We start from the raw sequence: 16,511 nt of genomic DNA on the forward strand, positions 1-16,511 counted from the left end.
TACAATAATCTTAAACACGGAAAAGAAAAAGGCCAGATAACTGGCCTTTTACGATATGGAATTTGAGAGGTTTACTTAGCAGCGAGCATCAGTTGGATCCCATCATCTTGCTTGTGCATCCAATGAAGGCGCACACCTAACAGTAATGCCGCGGATGACAAGCCAATAATAAAGCCGACCCAGAAACCATGCGCGCCCATCGGTTCTACAATCCAGTCCGTCATACCTAAGATATACCCACTAGGAAGCCCTAAAATCCAGTAGGCAACGAAGGTACGATTGAATATTGCCGACATATCTTTGTAGCCACGCAGAGCACCTGCCGCCACCACTTGAATTGCATCGGTTAACTGGTAGACAGCCGCCAAGAACAACAATTGCAGTGCAATTTCAATCACAGCACGGTTGTCTGTGTATAAGAGTGCCACTTGTTCACGCAGCAGTATGGTAAAGAGCGCCGTAAACACAGCAAGACCAACCGCGACCAATAGCCCTACATGAGAAGCGATTCTGGCACCTTCGACTTTTTCTTCACCCAAACAGTGGCCAACGCGGATACTCACCGCAGCACCGATGCTCATTGGCAACATGAACACGAGTGATGAGAAGTTAATCGCAACCTGGTGGGCAGCAACAATAAGCGGCCCTAGCGGTGCAACCATAAGGGCTACCACAGCAAACAGTGTCACTTCAAAAAACAGCGCCGCTGCTACGGGGAAGCCCAATTTAAACAAGCGAATTAAAGGCTTAATTTGTGGTTTATGGAATTGGCCAAACAGATTGATGTGTGACACACGGTCTGAAGTAAGAATGTAGACCAGCAACATCACGAACATAATCCAGTACACGATCGTTGTTGCCACACCACAGCCGACACCACCTAATTCTGGTGCACCAAATTTACCGTAAACGAAAATCCAGTTAAGCGGAATGTTTAGGATAAGCCCAAAGAAACCGATCACCATCGCTGGTTTGGTCAAAGACATGCCGTCCGTGAAGCTTCTTAGGGCTTGGAACAGCAGAAATGCTGGAACGGCCAGCATCACAGCGTGCATATAGCCATTAGTTTTTTCCGCCATGAGTTCTTCGACGTCCATCAACTCCAATATGTATTGGGTTTGAAAGAGAACAGCGATGATGGGGATAGAAATAAGCAATGCCATGGCAATGCCTTGCTGGATCTCAAATGAGATCTTTTCTTTACGGCCAGAACCATTCAACTGAGCAACTACTGGGACAAGCGCCATCAGTAGACCTATGCCAAACAAAATAGAGGGTAGCCATATGCTTGATGCGATCGATACCGCAGCCATATCAACCGCACTGACACCACCAGCCATAACTGTGTCGACAAATCCCATACCAGTTTGGGCAACAGATGCAATGAGCACTGGTGTCGCTAACTTGATGAGTTTACTAGTTTCTTGTTTATAACGATGCACGCATGAACTCCAAACGACGTGAAGGGCTCTCACAAGCCTAGATCTGAACAGAAAAAGAAATATGTAAGAGAGAGGAATATAACATTCAATGTAAGCGTTTGCTTTTGTGTGGCATGATAAAGAAATCTTGATTTAAGCACCAACAAAAACTGACGGATTTTTCTATGTTTACCGGAATTGTTCAAGGCATGGCCGAGGTCGTTGCTATTGATAAAAAAGACGCGTTTCAGACACATACCATTAAGCTCTTAGGCTCAATGAATGAAAGGTTAGAGATAGGCGCTTCTGTTGCTCACAATGGTTGCTGTTTGACCGTGACAAAGATTGAAGGCGAAAACATCTCATTTGATTTGATGCAAGCGACCCTGAGGCTCACAAACTTAGGCGAACTTGGCGTCGGTGATTTGGTCAATATTGAGCGCGCAGCAAAATTCGGCGACGAGATCGGGGGCCATAGTATGTCTGGTCATGTGAGCTTAGTGGCGACCGTTTCACAAGTGATAGACACCCCAAACAACCGAACGGTTTGGTTTGAATTGCCAACTGAGAGTATGAAATACGTGTTAGCGAAAGGCTATATTGGGTTAGACGGTTGTTCTCTAACGATCGGTGAAGTTGAAGGAAATCGATTCTCGGTCCACTTGATACCCGAAACCTTGCAGCGAACGTTATTTGGTACACGTAAAGCAGGTGACAAAATCAACGTAGAGTTTGATCCACAAACACAAGCGATTGTGGATACCGTTGAAAGGGTGCTTGCAGCAAAAAACGTTTGATCACGCTGGCATTAACCTTATACCGGATACCGCTATTAAGTGGATCCGGTATTATTTTCCATTGCAGGTCCAAAGACTTGGCCTGTCAAAAGATCTGCTCGTCGTCTGCATCCACAACCAACTCTATGGTGTCTAACTGTTCATTAACCATCATATTAAAGTGAATGGCGTTACAACATGCTGGACAATCATCATAAAACTCTTGGTCACCATTCGATGCGTCTAAAGTGACTGATATGGAGTGACCACAGTGAGGGCAGGGGACGAATTTTTCAGTATAGTTTCGCATAACTCTCTTCCTTCCATCCTGATGAACTACTCGTTAGAGCAAATCAAACTAACTTCCGTTACGTTAATCATAAGTCTGAAAGTGCGGATTGAACATAAAGCCTGCTTAAATTCCAACTTTCTTAGTACGAGAGTATTTTATTAATGAGTTTTTGCGATTGCTCTAGGTAATGACCACCAAATTGATTGTAGTGGTTCAGTAAATGGTAAAGATTATAAATATCTTTTCGCTCCGAGTATTTGTAATCCAGCGGCAAGATACTTTCATAACCTTGGTAGAATTCTGGCTGGAAACCACCAAATAGCTCCGTCATGGCAATATCGCACTCTCGGTCTCCCCAGTAACAGGCTGGGTCATAGCAGATGGGGCCAAAAACAGAATTCGCGACATTGCCATGCCATAAATCACCATGCAGCAGAGAGGGTCTAGGCTGGTGTCCGATTAGGTGCTCGTGAACAAGTTCCGTGAACTCATTGATATCGACAAGGTTTACGCCTTTTTCTTTTACCAATTGAAGCTGCCAGCCAATACGTTGCTCGGCGAAGAAACGCGCCCATTTACGTTCCCATTTATTAGGCTGTAGGGTTGATCCGATGTAGTTGTCCTGATCAAAACCAAACTCTTTTTGCTCTCCCCATTGATGCAACTGAGCTAATTGTTGGCCAAATAAATAGCTATTTTTATCGTCATCAAGAGGTTTGGTCGGCAAATAGTTCAAAACGATAAAAGCATTGTTTTTTGAGTTACCGGTAAAAATTAACTCTGGCACAAATACGGAGTTACTCTCTCGCATCATGCGAATGTTTTCAGCTTCAACTTCAAACTTAGGCAGAAACTCTCGGCTGTTGACCTTAACGAAATAACGCTGTTCGCCATCAGATATCATGTAACACTCATTGATGTCACCACCCGATACCTTCGTTTTTTCAACAATTTCGAAAGTAAACATAAGGGTCTCAGAAAGTTGTTGTGAAATGGCTTGCCACATACTTTTCCCCTAAACAATGTGCTTTATAAGTCTATTGTAGAAGAAGCACCGAGACGAAACCGAACCAGAGTGCAAAAAATTCAACGATTTAACCTAACGCAAAGAGATAGTTAGCAAAATGTGAGATAAGTCGCTTCTAAGTTGTTCTAATTACATAAGAATTTCTTTTTGTGAAGCATTTCGGTGTCACACAACACAATTGTTCCGTAGAATGGTTGGGTAGGAGATAGGCCTAACGGTTTATCAATTTATTTATCTATGTTGTGGTTTTTGTCAGCAACTGGCCATACGTGAGTTGTTTAAACCCTCTGATTTGTCATAGTATTGCACTGTACTGTAACGACAAAACAAGAATGGAGAGAAGCTGTGGTAGTTGACACCGATGGGTATTTAGCTTTAATCGAACACTTAGCTTTTAATCTGGATGTTTTTACATCTGACAATAGTGATACTGGGGCAGAAAGTGTCGAAGATGTCGTTACCGATATGGTGGCCAGCAACATCATGGCCATTTTTGAGCAGAACCCAGAGATGCACGCAAGTGTGCGATTCAAACTACTGAAGGAAGCGGATTCGGTCGTAGAAGATTTAGGAGAAGTGCTTGCTGGTGTTTGGAGCAAACCGGCGACCAACAAACAGATCACCTTTCTTGATGAATACATTGCGTTAGTGAAAAACTTGTTTGACACTGCTGTAGCAAAATACGATTAGTTTTACTGGGTAAGCATTCCAGGTGAGGACGTCACTCGCCTGAAATGCCAGAACTTAGATGCCCAATATGGGTTGTCTAGCCTCGAAATAATCACACCTTTCGACGTAGAAGCATGCATAAACTGCTTCTTGCCAATATATACTCCCACATGCCTTACTGTTCTTGCTGTTTTAAAAAACGCTAAATCACCGATTTGTACGTCTTGGTAGTCGATCTCTTCCCCTACCGCTGATTGCATTTTTGTTGTTCTTGGAACATCCAGTTTTACCGCATCGCGATAGGCGATTTGAACAAATGCAGAACAATCAATACCGTTAAAACTGTTTCCGCCTAATCGGTAAGGAACCCCTTTCCAGACCTTATATACATCCATCAGAGAAGCCTTCATTGCCAATTGCGCAGCAGAGGGTGGGGTCGTTACATCTATTTGGCTAATTTGAGACTCAGGAGAAGAGCAACCAATGAGTGTTGCCAATAACAGAGAGGCAGGAATGATGCGTGAGAATGCATTCGCGCGAATTTTCCGTTTAATAACTGACATCTAACTGTAATATTCCCTAAATAGAATCGCCGCTGTATAAACTTTAGTATGAAGTCGGCTGTTTAGAATGAATAATAAAAAGAAAAAATCTTCTCTATCTCTTATCCAAACAATTAGCACCGTTTTTATTACCATCACTCTACTGGTGATTACTTTGTCTGTCACTAGCATTAATGGACTAGAGAGAGTAGATAATCAATTTAGTAGTTTGTCAGATAAAGCGTTACCACTGGCGATGACAAATGCGAAGCTCACCCAAACAATATTAGAACAAGTTAAGCAACTGGGGTATGGAACCCAAGTTGAATCGACAGAAGAGCTGGAATCTATTCGCTCTCAAATAACACAATTGATGGCGCAAACGGATCAATCATTACACCGTGTTTTTGACATTGCCACTGACTTTGATAACTCACTCTCCAAACAACAGCAACAAGAGCTGAAAGACAATATCTCCACACTGTTTTCACTAACCAATAGTATTTTGGATGTGCAATCGCAGCTACTGGCGATGCAAACCGACATTGACAATGATGTGACGAGTTTTCGTTATGGGTTAAGTTCTATTGGACCAGAAATGAGCCGTATCAGTTCATTCCTTTCAATCGATAACCCTGAGTCATCCGACGCTGCAAACCGCTTTATTGCCAGTGCATCTTCGATGGAAAGTACCTTCCTCGTTCTTATGATGGAATCGGATCTCCAGAAAGCACAAAACGAATACAAAGAAATGCGTAATCGAATTGCGGGCATCAATCTGGCATTTGATGACTTTGAAGAGTGGCATCCGGATATCAATGAATTTGCCAGTTTGACGGCTCCATATGACATGGTCAAAGAAGGATTCGAAGATAACGGCGTTCTACAGCAACTACTGCAAAAATTGGAGTTGACTCAAAAGCAGAAAGAGCAGGTTGCGCAGGCAGCGATTGTCGCTAAGCAGACGAATGATTTACTAGGACGAGTTTCATTAACAGCGGAAGGGTTAATTGAAGAGAGTAAAGCGGTTGTCACTGACACCATGAACGGCATCCTTCTCACCACGCTTATCAGTGGTGTGGCACTGGTCGGGGTCATTGTTGCAAGTTGGCTGGCACTGCGTGCTTGGATTAATCGCGGCTTAAGTAATATTTTAACCAATCTAGATTTGCTGACCGAGCATAATTTCACACAGTTTATTGAACTTAGAGGTCCGTTTGAGCTGAAAGAAGTGGCGCGTAAGCTAAACCAAGTTATTGAGTCAACGCGAGACTCTATCTCAACCGTGACGAGAAACTGTGAAACACTGTATCAAACCGCTGAAATTAGCCACGGTGCCGCTGAAAAGTCCCGTTCTAGCTTGACTCAACAGAATGAATCGCTGGCGAGCATGGTGACGACAATCACCCAGCTAGAAGCATCAATCAGAGAAATTGCGACCGTTACCAACGAGTCTTACAGTGAGTCCCAACGAGCTAGCGAGCACTCAAGTAACGGTGTAAAAGCTATTGAGCAGAATCAAACCAGGCTGCAATCGTTAGAAAATACACTGAACATTAATGAAGAGTCCATGCTGGAGCTGGATAGCCGAGTTAAGCAGATTCGTGAAATGGTGGATATGATCGCGGGTATTGCTGACAATACAAACTTGTTGGCACTCAATGCCGCAATTGAAGCAGCACGTGCTGGGGAACAAGGAAGAGGCTTTGCCGTTGTCGCTGATGAAGTGCGTAAATTGGCCAGCGACACATCAGAGCAAACGGGCAATATTCGTGATCGCATGAATGAACTGGTCGCCGCGGCAGAAAAGTCTCGCTCAGCGGTAACCGATACAAGAACAGAAATGACGTTTGCATTGGAGTCTAGCGAGCAGGTGAAACATACCTTTGAAGATATCGCTAACGCCGTGACTCAGATTCGTGAGCGAGTAGAGCAGATTACAGTCGCAACGGAAGAACAAGAGCGAGCAACAGCAGAAGTGAGCCGTTCAATAACGCATGTCTCTGAGCAAGGTGAACAGACCAATCTACAGTTGGAATCGATGGTTGAAAGTTCAGAGCAGGTCGCGGATATTGCCGGGCATCAGCAAGCAATGCTACATAAATATGAATTACATCATTGATAACACAAAGGAGCGGCAACGCTCCTTTTTTAATGATTGCGGAATGGCTGGGTGAGCATTTTATCTAACCTTTGTTCTTGAGCTGTTCGAAACAGAGGAATGCCAATGATCACGTTTTCATGCCCTCTCTGAGGCTGTGCGATGTACGTACCAAACCATCTATCCCAGATGGATAAGAAAAAGCCGAAATTGGAGTGGGTTTCTTTAGCAATAATCGAATGATGCACACGGTGCATGTCGGGCGTCACGATGACTTTTCTTAAGGACGCATCAAGCTTTAATGGTAACTTTGCGTTGCTATGGTTAAACATTGCGCTGGCGTTCAAAATAATCTCGAACACGATGATTGCGATAGGTGAAATACCCAATGCATAAACCAGAGCAATTTTAATCGCCATAGAGAGTAGAATTTCGATAGGGTGAAAGCGAGTGCCAGTGGTGACATCAATATCTTGATCGGCATGATGCATGCGGTGCAAACGCCATAGCCAAGGAACACGATGAAACAGCACATGTTGTAGGTAGATGGCGCAATCCAATAACAAAATCGAAATGACTATTTCTAGCGCAAAGGGAAACTCTACAACGTTAAAGAAACCTAGTGCATTGGCTTGTGCTCGCAGTGCCGCCTCAAATGCCAAGATCGGCATCAAAAGACTTAAGCACAAAGAGTTAAACGCAATTAAGCCAAGATTGTTCAACCAACGGTACGCTTTATTTTGGGTTAAGGTTTTCCTTGGCGTAACCCATTCCCAAATGCCGCATAAGATCAGCACAGACAAAAAGAAACTGAATCGAACCAACTCTGGGTTTTGCATATGTGGCTATCCTGTATTGCTAACAACGTCACCCAATCAAAACTGGGCGTGCTCAAGATCAAATCATTCCGTTAGATGGGTAATCGGCTTGCAACTATTGAGCGGGAGAGTAAACTTTGCCTCCTTTCCATTATCAATGAATCACCATGAGAGTCCACGCTTTTCACCGCCTTTACCAGCAGAGACTGGAAAAGTCGACCAAGCCCTTCAATGCACGTGGCTGTAAGGTTCAGCGCTGCCAATTTTGCCAAGTATCAGAAAAACATTGTATTTGCGAACATCAGCCGAATATCCAAAGTGACATCGCTGTCATGCTGCTAGTGTCAGACAATGAAGTATTCAAGCCAAGCAATACTGGACGATTGATCTTAGATACAGTCCAAGAAGGGTACGTGTTTCAGTGGAGCCGTACGGAGCCTGATCAAGAGATGCTCAAGTTGCTGAGTAATGAAGACTATCAACCCATCGTGATTTTTCCTGATGAGTATGTTGATAACAAAAGCCGTTTGATCGCGGGTAATGCACGCGAATTCTGTTCGGATAAGAAACCGCTATTGATCTTCTTAGATGGCAGCTGGCGTGAAGCAAGACGCATCTTCCGTAAATCGCTGTATTTGGATTCATTGCCCGTATTGTCGATTCAACCCGATACGATTTCTCAATATATGATGCGCCGTTCTGATAACGAGCAGCACCTTGCGACCGCGGAAGTTGCTTCATTAGTGTTTGCTGAGCTCAAAGAGCAGGATGCGGCGGATACGCTAACGCATTGGTTTGAAGCCTTTAAAGAGAGTTACTTGCTTAGTAAAAGCCGCGGTAAAGTGGATGAGCAACGCCCCGCACTCGAAACCTATATTCGTTCACAAAAAGAGAAGCCGCTCTAAACTTCAACAGGTTGATGATGAAGGAGTGTGCAGTTAGATAATTCTCGAGATTAAATATGTCCTTGGTCACGGATTGTAGGCGTAGCTCTATGGATAATGAATCAGTTTTTATTTTTTACTTTTTTGATTTTTAGCTTTATGGGAGAGAGCTGATGTATTACGGCTTTGATGTGGGTGGCACTAAGATTGAATTTGGTGCATTCAATGAAAAATTAGAACGTGTGGCAACAGAGCGTGTGCCAACACCCACTGACGATTATCAATTACTGGTCGATACGATCGCAGGCTTAGTGGCTAAGTATGACAACGAGCTAGCGTGCGAAGGGAAAATTGGCCTTGGTCTACCAGGAATGGAAGACGCAGATGATGGAACTGTACTCACGGTTAACGTTCCGGCTGCAAAAGGTAAGCCTTTACGTAAGGATCTTGAAGCAAAGATTGGCCGTAGCGTTAAAATTGAAAACGATGCGAACTGTTTTGCCTTGTCAGAAGCCTGGGATGAAGAGTTAAAAGATGAGCCATCTGTCATGGGCCTGATCTTAGGTACTGGTTTCGGCGGCGGTTTGGTTTACGAGGGTAAGGTATTCTCAGGCCGTAACCACGTTGCAGGTGAACTTGGCCATATGCGTTTGCCTATCGATGCTTGGTTCCACCTTGGCGACAACGCTCCACTATTAGGTTGTGGTTGTGGTAAAAAAGGTTGCCTAGATAGCTACTTATCTGGTCGTGGTTTCGAATTGATTTACGAGCACTACTACGGTGAGCACAAGAAAGCGATCGATATCATTAACGCGCATGCAGACGGAGAACCGAAAGCGGTTGAGCATGTTGAACGTTTCATGGAATTGCTCGCGATCTGTTTTGCCAACATTTTTACCGCGAATGATCCGCATGTGGTTGCTTTAGGTGGTGGTTTGTCTAACTTCGAACTGATTTACGAAGAAATGCCAAAGCGTGTACCAAAGTACCTGCTGTCGGTCGCTAAGTGTCCGAAGATCATTAAAGCAAAGCACGGTGATTCAGGTGGCGTACGCGGTGCTGCTTTCTTGAATATCAAATAGTGAAAAATTTAAGAGCTTGCCTAGGCAAGCTCTTTTTATATCTGCGTTATCGCATGCATGTGATAAGCAAAGGACTACTGAAGCAGTGTGATTGCCGAGTCAAAAGGGGCAGGTTTATTAATGTAATAGCCCTGAATATAACGGCATCCCATCTCTTTTAGCTGATTCAGTTGTTTCTCTGTCTCAACACCTTCAGCAATTACATCCAACCCCAATTGATTGGCGAGTAGATTGACCGATTCAATCAACACAGCATTATTGCGGTCTGTATCGATATTTCTGATCAAAGAGCGATCGACTTTAAGAATATCAACGGTATTTTTCATTAAGTTAGAGAAAGACGCATAACCCGTCCCAAAGTCATCAAGCGCAAGCTGCAAACCTTGTTGCCTTAGGCATTCCAATAAATGCTGAACGTCCGGTTTATCTTCCAGTGGGATTGACTCTGTTACCTCGACAATAAAATCGTCCGTACTGAGTCCGGCATTTTTAATGGTATTCAATATCGATGAGTTTTGAGGATCTTCATGATTAAGCTCTTCAATAGACCGGTTGATGGAGATCCTAATATCAGTATGACCAAGCTGCTTGAGCTTGTTCATGTCATCGCAGGCGATTTCTAATATTAGTTGGCCGAGGTCGCGTATATACCCAAGTTCCTCTGCAATAGGGATGAACTCGAACGGAGATATCACTTCGCCGTTTTCAGTCCAGCGGGCTAGGGCCTCAAACTTAACCACGCGATTTTGCACAACGTCGTAAATGGGCTGATATTCAACATGCAGTCTTTGCTCGGCAATCGCCATTTTCAGCAGTACACCCAATCGATGCTTGCGGCTAATACTTGCTTCCATCAAAGCAGTGTACTTGACCGTACTTGGAATGGGGCGCGTTTTCGCTTCATCGAGCGCGTAATAGGCTTGCGTCAATGGATGGCATTCATCCGCAAGGTGCTCATGGTTTGAGTGACCGATGTTAACCGACAATTTCATTTTATGGTGGTCTATCTCGAACTCTGCTTCTAAGACTTCCCTGATTTGTTCAGTTAATGCTTCTAGCTGTTTGTAATACGACTCATCAAGAGTAAGCGCAAACTGGTCAGCCCCATAGCGGCATATGTCTGAAGAATATGAAGAAAATTGCTCTTGAAGAATTTGTCCCACATGGCGCAGCACTTTATTGCCAAACGCTTCACCATAAAGTGTATTGATGGAGGAAAAGCGACAAATATCAATCAGAACGACAATTTGCTCTACATTGGCATCAAGATTACGAATGAATTTGGAACGAGTCATTAACCCAGTAAAGTCGCGTTTATTTTTATAACGGTCGAGCTGACTTTCAATCATCTTGTGCGTGGTGATGTCTTCAAAGATGGCGATATAATTGATCACTTCACCGTCAAAGTCTTCCACCACGGATATTTGCAATTTTTCAGGATAAATGGCGCCCGCTTTGGTTTTATTCCATACCTCACCAGACCAACGGCCAGTACTCTGAATGCATTTCCACATATCTTGATAGAACTTTGCATCATGGATATCAGAACTAAAAATGCGAGGGGATTGGCCTTGTAACTCCTCGGCTTTGAAGCCTGTAATCTCTTCAACCCGGGAATTCACTCTCACAATTCTGTTGTTGCGATCGGTTAACATAATGCCGCGCTCTGAAAGCTGGATTATCTGCTCAGCCACCGAGCTGTTACGCTGTAACCTTGACAGGTCTGTGATGTTCTTTAGGTTGCCTTCGATTTTTTCTAGTTCACCAGCATCGTTGAATCGCTTGGAGTAACGGATATCGAGCTGCATGTTAGAGGCGCATTGTTCACGACGAACGACTAAGCGAGAGACTTCCGCTTGAAGTATCGTTTGAGAAATAAATTCTTGGTAATGGTCGTTGTCTTTGAAAATATAGTGATTGAAAAAATCAGAAAAGCTTAGCCTTTCGTCATCACTGACATTGAACATGCGTTTTAGATTGCTTGAGTAGTAAAATTGATCATCTTTAACGTTCCATGTCCATGAACACGTATCGGTAATCTTTTCAGAGTAATCAAATTGGTGCAGCAATTTATTATTCTGTTTGGTTAACCTCTCTTGAACGATAGAGTTTCCGATGAGCAATCCAACCGTGAGCAACCAGTCCGTTTCAAATTGATTCTGATCAAGTGCTGAACTAAACAATAGCGCCAGTACACCTACGATTTGACCATTTTTAGCTTGAAGTGGTATGCCGATGTAGCTTTCTGCCCCAAGTTGCTGCAGTACTAAATCTTTAGGAAAACGTTGTTGGATATCAGAAGGAAAGGCACACAATACATTATTGTTAATGACTTTCTCACATGGGCTACCGACAAGGTCATAGCCGATGTTATCAGCTTGTGCTCCTTGCTGGAGGTATGCACGGGTAATGGCGATGTTATTTTCTAGATCATACTCAGCGACGAAACAATGTTCGGGCGCATATCGTGAATAGATTTCCTTTAAACAACGAAGGCTGAACTCCTCACCATCCTGAGCGTTGATTATTTTCTTTATAAGGGCTTCCATAAAAAGCTTATATTCCGAATGTAATTATTATATTTATTTGATTGTTTTGAGCTGCGCCTAAAATTAACAGTATTTTTTGTATGTGTATATTGTTGCATTTGTATTAAACGCACAAAATTGTCAAAAAAGTGTAACTTTTAGCGGAAGGAATAAAGGGATGTGGAAAAATGCTATGGAAGCAGGAGAGAAGGGGTTTATAAAATGATGCGCTGTTCACGCCCGCATAGATATTATGAGAGCGTGACGACTAGCGATTACTTGTTCTTTTGACCAACACCAAGGTTATCTTTTTGTTTGAGCGTGATTTTGTCAAAACCCAACTTTCTAAAGTGGTTGTCACGGTAGTTACGAACCGCTTTGGTATCTGACACCGCTTCAATCTGTTGTTCCATCTTTAGGTAGTTTGAAATATCGATACCTTCTGCTTCTGCCACTGCTTCATGAATGTTGCGGTGTTGCTGGTAAGAAAAAGTCAGTGTTTTGTCTTCACCTTGGTAGGTGTAAAGGATGGTGCGCGCCATATGTGTTTCTCTACAATTCAAATAAAGAGGCCAGCATTGCTGGCCTCAAAAACATCTATTGTTAGATTCTGCCTTGAAGTGGGATAATTGTCACGCTTTCACCCGCTTTTACGGTATCCACCGCTGGAGAAATTTCAATAAGGCAGTTTGCTTCGCTCATCGAACGTAAAATGCCTGAACCTTGTTTTCCGGTTGTTCGAACCGTCAGTTGACCGCCTGCATCCAGTTCGTAAACCCCACGGCTAAATTCTGTACGGCCTTGGCGTGAACGAAGGTTCTCTTCAGCAACCGCATTCACTTTGAGGGGTTGCCAACCTTGTTCTCCTTGCATCTTACGTAGTGCAGGCTCAACAAAATTAATAAACGACACCATCACAGCAACGGGGTTACCAGGCAAACCGAAAAACGGTTTGTTATTCACTTGGCCAAAAGCCAGCGGGCGACCTGGGCGCATATTGATACGCCAAAAATCAATTTGGCCAAGCTTATCTAATGCAAGTTTGATGTAGTCAGCGTCACCAACGGAAACTCCACCAGATGTCAGCACTACATCGGCTTGCTCAGAAGCATCTTGAAGCGCTTGAATCATTTGCTCTTCATTGTCTTCAAGAATGCCGAAGTCGAGAATGTCGCAGCCAAGCTTTTCTAATAAGCCCATGATCGTAAAGCGGTTAGAGTCGTAAATGGAATTGGCTTGTTGAGGCGTTCCCGGAGCTTGCACTTCATCTCCGGTAGAGAAGATAGCAACTTTCAATTTACGAAATACAGAGCACTCGCCAAACCCGAGAGAAGCCATCATTCCCATTTCAGGCGATGCCAAGCGCTGACCAGTGCAGAACACATCGCTTCCGATTGCCAAATCTTCACCAGCTTGACGTACGTTTTGACCCGCTTTGATATTCGCATTACCAAATGAGACATTGTCATCCTGTGTAGTGGCTTGCTCGCGCATGATAACCGTATCACCATTAATAGGTGTTGGAGCCCCCGTCATGATTTTCACGGCTTCGCCAGCCTGAAGTGGGGAGCTGTATGCGTGACCTGCCATGACTTCAGCCACTACCTTGTATGAGTCGCGTTCAAGATCATCGCCGCGAATAGCGTAGCCATCCATTGCAGAGTTAGTGTATTGAGGCACATTCACCGGAGAGGATATATTATCTGCAAGCACGCGTCCATAAGCGGATTCAATGGCGCAGGTTTCTGTCTCAGCTAACGGATTCACCAAAGACAAGATTTTTTCTTGCCCTTGCTGTACAGAAAGGAAAGCCGGAGAAAGGGTGTCACAGCATGCGGCATCTTTATTTTTACTCACAGGCTGCTGCGCTGATTCTACATAGCTGACTACAAACTGTGCGATTGAGTCTAAGTCGTTGATGTCCATCTGCGGCAAGTCTGTTTCCATGACTTTTGTGTCTGCTGCGATCGCAATGATGTTGGTATCGTTAGGGTGTAGCCAAGGCTTACAAACTACTTCTCGGTGTAACTCAATCTTAGGAAAAGCGATGTTTTTACAGCCTTCTACTAGGATGACGTCTAACTTTGAGGTATCGAAACGGCTAAGTAGGTATTCGAACTCAGACTCTGCATCCGGTGTTTCGGTCATCAATGCATAGCGATTGCGCGACGAGATAAGCATTTGAGATGCCCCAGCTTTTCTAAGGCGGTAGCTGTCTTTGCCTTCTTTATCGACATCAAAGTTATGGTGTGCGTGTTTCAGCATGCCAATACGTAAACCCGCTTTTGTCAGCATAGGGAGTAAAGCTTCCAGAAGGGTGGTTTTGCCTGTGCCTGAATAAGCGGCGAAGCCCAAGATTGGAATAGGTAGTGAATATGTCATGAGGTCAATGTTCCAAATTGTGCGAGTTCTTCTGGAGTATTCAAATTAAGAAAACAGTCTGGCGAGTCACTGAAATCAACGTAACGCATGTTGCATTCTTTATAGAGAAGAATGATCTTTCGGTCACCGCGCTCAAGAAAAGCCGTCAGCTTCGGCAGTACACGCTTATGGTAAAGCGTAAACACGGGTTGTTGGTGAGCGCCATCATGCGCGACCAAGATATCAGTGGCGTCATCCGCTGAATCACAAAAGCGTTTGACTAAGTCTGTGTTAATTTGCGGGCTGTCACATGGTACAAACCCAACCCAATCGGTCGGAGCATGAAGAAGACCTGCATGAATGCCCCCCATAGGGCCTGGGTAGTCCGCAAATGTATCGCTAAACACCTCACCAAATTGTGCGTACGTTTCTAGGTTGCGGTTAGCGTTAATCAAAATATGTGGAGTTTGAGATGAAAGGCGTTCAATAACGTGTTGTACCAGTGGCTTGTCGTTTAGCTCTATCAGGCCTTTGTCTTTACCACCCATACGGCTGGCTTGTCCGCCAGCCAAAATAACCCAACTAGTTTGCGTTGGAAGTAGCATAGTTGTTCTCTTGTTCTTTATCTGTAATTACTTGCAACAGCGGAGACTCTATCAAAGTTGTGTCTTTTATCCACCACTGCTTGCGGCACAAGTCAGTCAGCGCGTTTTTTTGATGGCTAGTAATGACGATGCTTGAGCCTCTTTGCAGTAAGTCTTTGGCCATCACGACCAATCTGTCGATAGATTCTTGGTCGAGAGAAGCACTGGGTTCGTCCATCAATAAAATAGACGGTTTTAGAATCCAAGCTCGCGCCATGGCGACTCTTTGCTTTTCTCCGCCAGACAATACAGAAATGTGTTCATCTGCCAAGGTTTCCAAGCCTACCATGCGCAGTGCGGTAATAACTTGAGCTCGCTTATCTTTCGCTGATTCTTTGGCATAACGAATGCCATACACCACATTTTGATAAACGGTGCCGTCAAAGAGGTAAGGGGACTGATGCAAATAGATAACGCCTTTACGGCCAGTGCGGCTAAACAAGCGACGAAACCAACTTTCATTTGGTGCACCGACGACGCCTGTCGTTGGTTTAGTCAGGCCAGACAGTATTTTGAGTAACGTCGTTTTACCAACGCCATTATCGCCTTTCAGATAAATGGCATCGTTTGGCCCTATGGTCAAATTTGGAATATGGAAAAGCACGCGATCTTTAAAGCGCATCGACAAGTGCTGTGCATTTATCTTAATCGTCATACAGCCCTTAAGTCCTCATATAGCCTTTACCACGCATGCTGGTAAGAAAGAAATTGAGTATCAACGCCAGTGAAAGTAGCACAATTCCTAATGCAACACCTTGCGCAAAGGCACCCTTATGACTTTCCATCGCAATTGCTGTGGGGATATTCCGGGTTAAGCCCATAATGTTACCGCCGACCATCATTGAACAGCCTACTTCCGTCACGATCCGTGAAAAGGCAGCGATGCTTGCCGCCATCAATGGAAATCTTGCTTCCCAAATCATGGTAGTCGCGATTCTAGCGATAGAAGCTCCAAGCGTGATAGAGGTTTCAATCGCACGTCGATCGCTAGACTGCAGAGCGCCATGCATCATGGAAACCAGCACAGGAAAGCCAATCATCATTTGGCCAACCACCATCGCCTTTTGTGTGAATAGCATATCCAAATTGCCCATAGGACCGGCTCTTGAAAGCAGCATGTAAAGCAACAAACCGATGACGACGGTTGGCACAGCCTGAAGCGTATTAATCAGCGACAGAAGGAACCACTTGCCGCGAAAATTGGCATGCGCAAGCAAAAAAGACAGCAGGATAGCAGGCAAAATCACGAATGAAATGGCCGTCAAAGAAACGCTAAAGGAGACCGCAACGATCTCCCATAGTTCTCTGTCAAGGCTCACCAATAAGGTGAGCGCATCGAGTGTAGTTTGCCAAAGGCTCATAAATG

General features: G+C 44.2%; 16 protein-coding genes. 5 read left to right on the forward strand and 11 right to left on the reverse strand.

Features of this window, described 5'->3' with window-relative positions; genetic code table 11:
* Positions 1-71 precede the first annotated feature (71 nt).
* Positions 72-1,493 carry an MATE family efflux transporter gene (locus VNE01S_RS02365; RefSeq protein ID WP_082331675.1) on the reverse strand — a complete coding sequence of 474 codons (1,422 nt, stop codon included), beginning with the start codon at positions 1,491-1,493 and terminating at the stop codon, positions 72-74.
* Positions 1,494-1,606: 113 nt separating this feature from the next.
* Here VNE01S_RS02365 and VNE01S_RS02370 point away from each other — a divergent pair, with 113 nt between their 5' ends.
* A complete protein-coding gene (locus VNE01S_RS02370) occupies positions 1,607-2,218 on the forward strand; it encodes a riboflavin synthase (RefSeq protein WP_053395454.1) in 612 nt (203 codons plus the stop codon).
* 85 nt (positions 2,219-2,303) lie between these two features.
* Here the strand turns inward: VNE01S_RS02370 and VNE01S_RS02375 are convergent, their stop codons facing one another.
* Complete coding sequence (locus VNE01S_RS02375) at positions 2,304-2,507, reverse strand: CPXCG motif-containing cysteine-rich protein (protein WP_053395453.1); 204 nt, start codon at positions 2,505-2,507, stop codon at positions 2,304-2,306.
* Positions 2,508-2,628: 121 nt separating this feature from the next.
* Positions 2,629-3,495 carry a fructosamine kinase family protein gene (locus VNE01S_RS02380; protein WP_053395452.1) on the reverse strand — a complete coding sequence of 289 codons (867 nt, stop codon included), beginning with the start codon at positions 3,493-3,495 and terminating at the stop codon, positions 2,629-2,631.
* A 366-nt stretch (positions 3,496-3,861) separates the two neighbouring features.
* On the opposite strand from VNE01S_RS02380, the gene VNE01S_RS02385 reads away from it, so the two are divergent.
* Complete coding sequence (locus VNE01S_RS02385) at positions 3,862-4,206, forward strand: DUF3802 family protein (RefSeq protein ID WP_053395451.1); 345 nt, start codon at positions 3,862-3,864, stop codon at positions 4,204-4,206.
* Between the two features lie 2 nt (positions 4,207-4,208).
* Here the strand turns inward: VNE01S_RS02385 and VNE01S_RS02390 are convergent, their stop codons facing one another.
* Complete coding sequence (locus tag VNE01S_RS02390; RefSeq protein ID WP_053395450.1) at positions 4,209-4,748, reverse strand: NlpC/P60 family protein; 540 nt, start codon at positions 4,746-4,748, stop codon at positions 4,209-4,211.
* A 67-nt stretch (positions 4,749-4,815) separates the two neighbouring features.
* Between VNE01S_RS02390 and VNE01S_RS02395 the strand changes: the two genes are divergently transcribed.
* On the forward strand, positions 4,816-6,849 hold the full coding sequence (locus tag VNE01S_RS02395) for a methyl-accepting chemotaxis protein (protein WP_053395449.1): 2,034 nt from the start codon (positions 4,816-4,818) through the stop codon (positions 6,847-6,849).
* Positions 6,850-6,878: 29 nt separating this feature from the next.
* Here VNE01S_RS02395 and VNE01S_RS02400 read toward each other — a convergent pair whose 3' ends face one another.
* Positions 6,879-7,667 (reverse strand): sterol desaturase family protein, encoded by a 789-nt coding sequence (locus VNE01S_RS02400; RefSeq protein WP_053395448.1) that lies wholly within the window; start codon positions 7,665-7,667, stop codon positions 6,879-6,881.
* A gap of 146 nt (positions 7,668-7,813) precedes the next feature.
* Between VNE01S_RS02400 and VNE01S_RS02405 the strand changes: the two genes are divergently transcribed.
* A complete protein-coding gene (locus VNE01S_RS02405; RefSeq protein WP_053395447.1) occupies positions 7,814-8,551 on the forward strand; it encodes a tRNA-uridine aminocarboxypropyltransferase in 738 nt (245 codons plus the stop codon).
* Positions 8,552-8,703: 152 nt separating this feature from the next.
* A complete protein-coding gene (gene nagK, locus VNE01S_RS02410) occupies positions 8,704-9,612 on the forward strand; it encodes an N-acetylglucosamine kinase (RefSeq protein WP_053395446.1) in 909 nt (302 codons plus the stop codon).
* A gap of 74 nt (positions 9,613-9,686) precedes the next feature.
* On the opposite strand, the gene VNE01S_RS02415 is transcribed toward nagK, so the two are convergent.
* From VNE01S_RS02415 to VNE01S_RS02440, 6 genes are all read right to left on the reverse strand, one after another.
* Positions 9,687-12,161, reverse strand: a complete 2,475-nt coding sequence (locus VNE01S_RS02415; protein WP_053395445.1) for a bifunctional diguanylate cyclase/phosphodiesterase — start codon at positions 12,159-12,161, stop codon at positions 9,687-9,689.
* A 254-nt stretch (positions 12,162-12,415) separates the two neighbouring features.
* Positions 12,416-12,682 (reverse strand): DUF2960 domain-containing protein, encoded by a 267-nt coding sequence (locus tag VNE01S_RS02420; RefSeq protein WP_053395444.1) that lies wholly within the window; start codon positions 12,680-12,682, stop codon positions 12,416-12,418.
* A 61-nt stretch (positions 12,683-12,743) separates the two neighbouring features.
* A complete protein-coding gene (locus tag VNE01S_RS02425; RefSeq protein WP_053395443.1) occupies positions 12,744-14,522 on the reverse strand; it encodes a bifunctional molybdopterin-guanine dinucleotide biosynthesis adaptor protein MobB/molybdopterin molybdotransferase MoeA in 1,779 nt (592 codons plus the stop codon).
* The gene (gene mobA, locus VNE01S_RS02430; RefSeq protein WP_053395442.1) at positions 14,519-15,106 is read right to left on the reverse strand and encodes a molybdenum cofactor guanylyltransferase MobA; all 588 of its coding nucleotides are present in this window, start codon (positions 15,104-15,106) and stop codon (positions 14,519-14,521) included. Before mobA ends, VNE01S_RS02425 begins: the two co-directional genes overlap by 4 nt.
* Positions 15,084-15,800, reverse strand: a complete 717-nt coding sequence (locus VNE01S_RS02435; RefSeq protein WP_053395441.1) for an energy-coupling factor ABC transporter ATP-binding protein — start codon at positions 15,798-15,800, stop codon at positions 15,084-15,086. Before VNE01S_RS02435 ends, mobA begins: the two co-directional genes overlap by 23 nt.
* 7 nt (positions 15,801-15,807) lie before the next feature.
* Positions 15,808-16,506, reverse strand: a complete 699-nt coding sequence (locus VNE01S_RS02440; protein ID WP_053395440.1) for an ABC transporter permease — start codon at positions 16,504-16,506, stop codon at positions 15,808-15,810.
* Positions 16,507-16,511: the final 5 nt, after the last annotated feature.

It is taken from the genome of Vibrio nereis NBRC 15637, from assembly GCF_001591105.1.
In the GTDB taxonomy this organism is placed as follows: Bacteria; Pseudomonadota; Gammaproteobacteria; order Enterobacterales; family Vibrionaceae; genus Vibrio; species Vibrio nereis.

Coding starts and splice junctions, on each gene's coding strand:
- VNE01S_RS02370 (WP_053395454.1), top strand. CDS start 1,607: ATGTTTACCGGAATTGTTCAAGGCATGGCCGAGGTCGTTGCTATTGAT.
- VNE01S_RS02375 (WP_053395453.1), bottom strand. CDS start 2,507: ATGCGAAACTATACTGAAAAATTCGTCCCCTGCCCTCACTGTGGTCAC.
- VNE01S_RS02380 (WP_053395452.1), bottom strand. CDS start 3,495: ATGTGGCAAGCCATTTCACAACAACTTTCTGAGACCCTTATGTTTACT.
- VNE01S_RS02390 (WP_053395450.1), bottom strand. CDS start 4,748: ATGTCAGTTATTAAACGGAAAATTCGCGCGAATGCATTCTCACGCATC.
- VNE01S_RS02395 (WP_053395449.1), top strand. CDS start 4,816: ATGAATAATAAAAAGAAAAAATCTTCTCTATCTCTTATCCAAACAATT.
- VNE01S_RS02400 (WP_053395448.1), bottom strand. CDS start 7,667: ATGCAAAACCCAGAGTTGGTTCGATTCAGTTTCTTTTTGTCTGTGCTG.
- VNE01S_RS02405 (WP_053395447.1), top strand. CDS start 7,814: ATGAGAGTCCACGCTTTTCACCGCCTTTACCAGCAGAGACTGGAAAAG.
- nagK (WP_053395446.1), top strand. CDS start 8,704: ATGTATTACGGCTTTGATGTGGGTGGCACTAAGATTGAATTTGGTGCA.
- VNE01S_RS02415 (WP_053395445.1), bottom strand. CDS start 12,161: ATGGAAGCCCTTATAAAGAAAATAATCAACGCTCAGGATGGTGAGGAG.
- VNE01S_RS02420 (WP_053395444.1), bottom strand. CDS start 12,682: ATGGCGCGCACCATCCTTTACACCTACCAAGGTGAAGACAAAACACTG.
- VNE01S_RS02425 (WP_053395443.1), bottom strand. CDS start 14,522: ATGACATATTCACTACCTATTCCAATCTTGGGCTTCGCCGCTTATTCA.
- mobA (WP_053395442.1), bottom strand. CDS start 15,106: ATGCTACTTCCAACGCAAACTAGTTGGGTTATTTTGGCTGGCGGACAA.
- VNE01S_RS02435 (WP_053395441.1), bottom strand. CDS start 15,800: ATGACGATTAAGATAAATGCACAGCACTTGTCGATGCGCTTTAAAGAT.
- VNE01S_RS02440 (WP_053395440.1), bottom strand. CDS start 16,506: ATGAGCCTTTGGCAAACTACACTCGATGCGCTCACCTTATTGGTGAGC.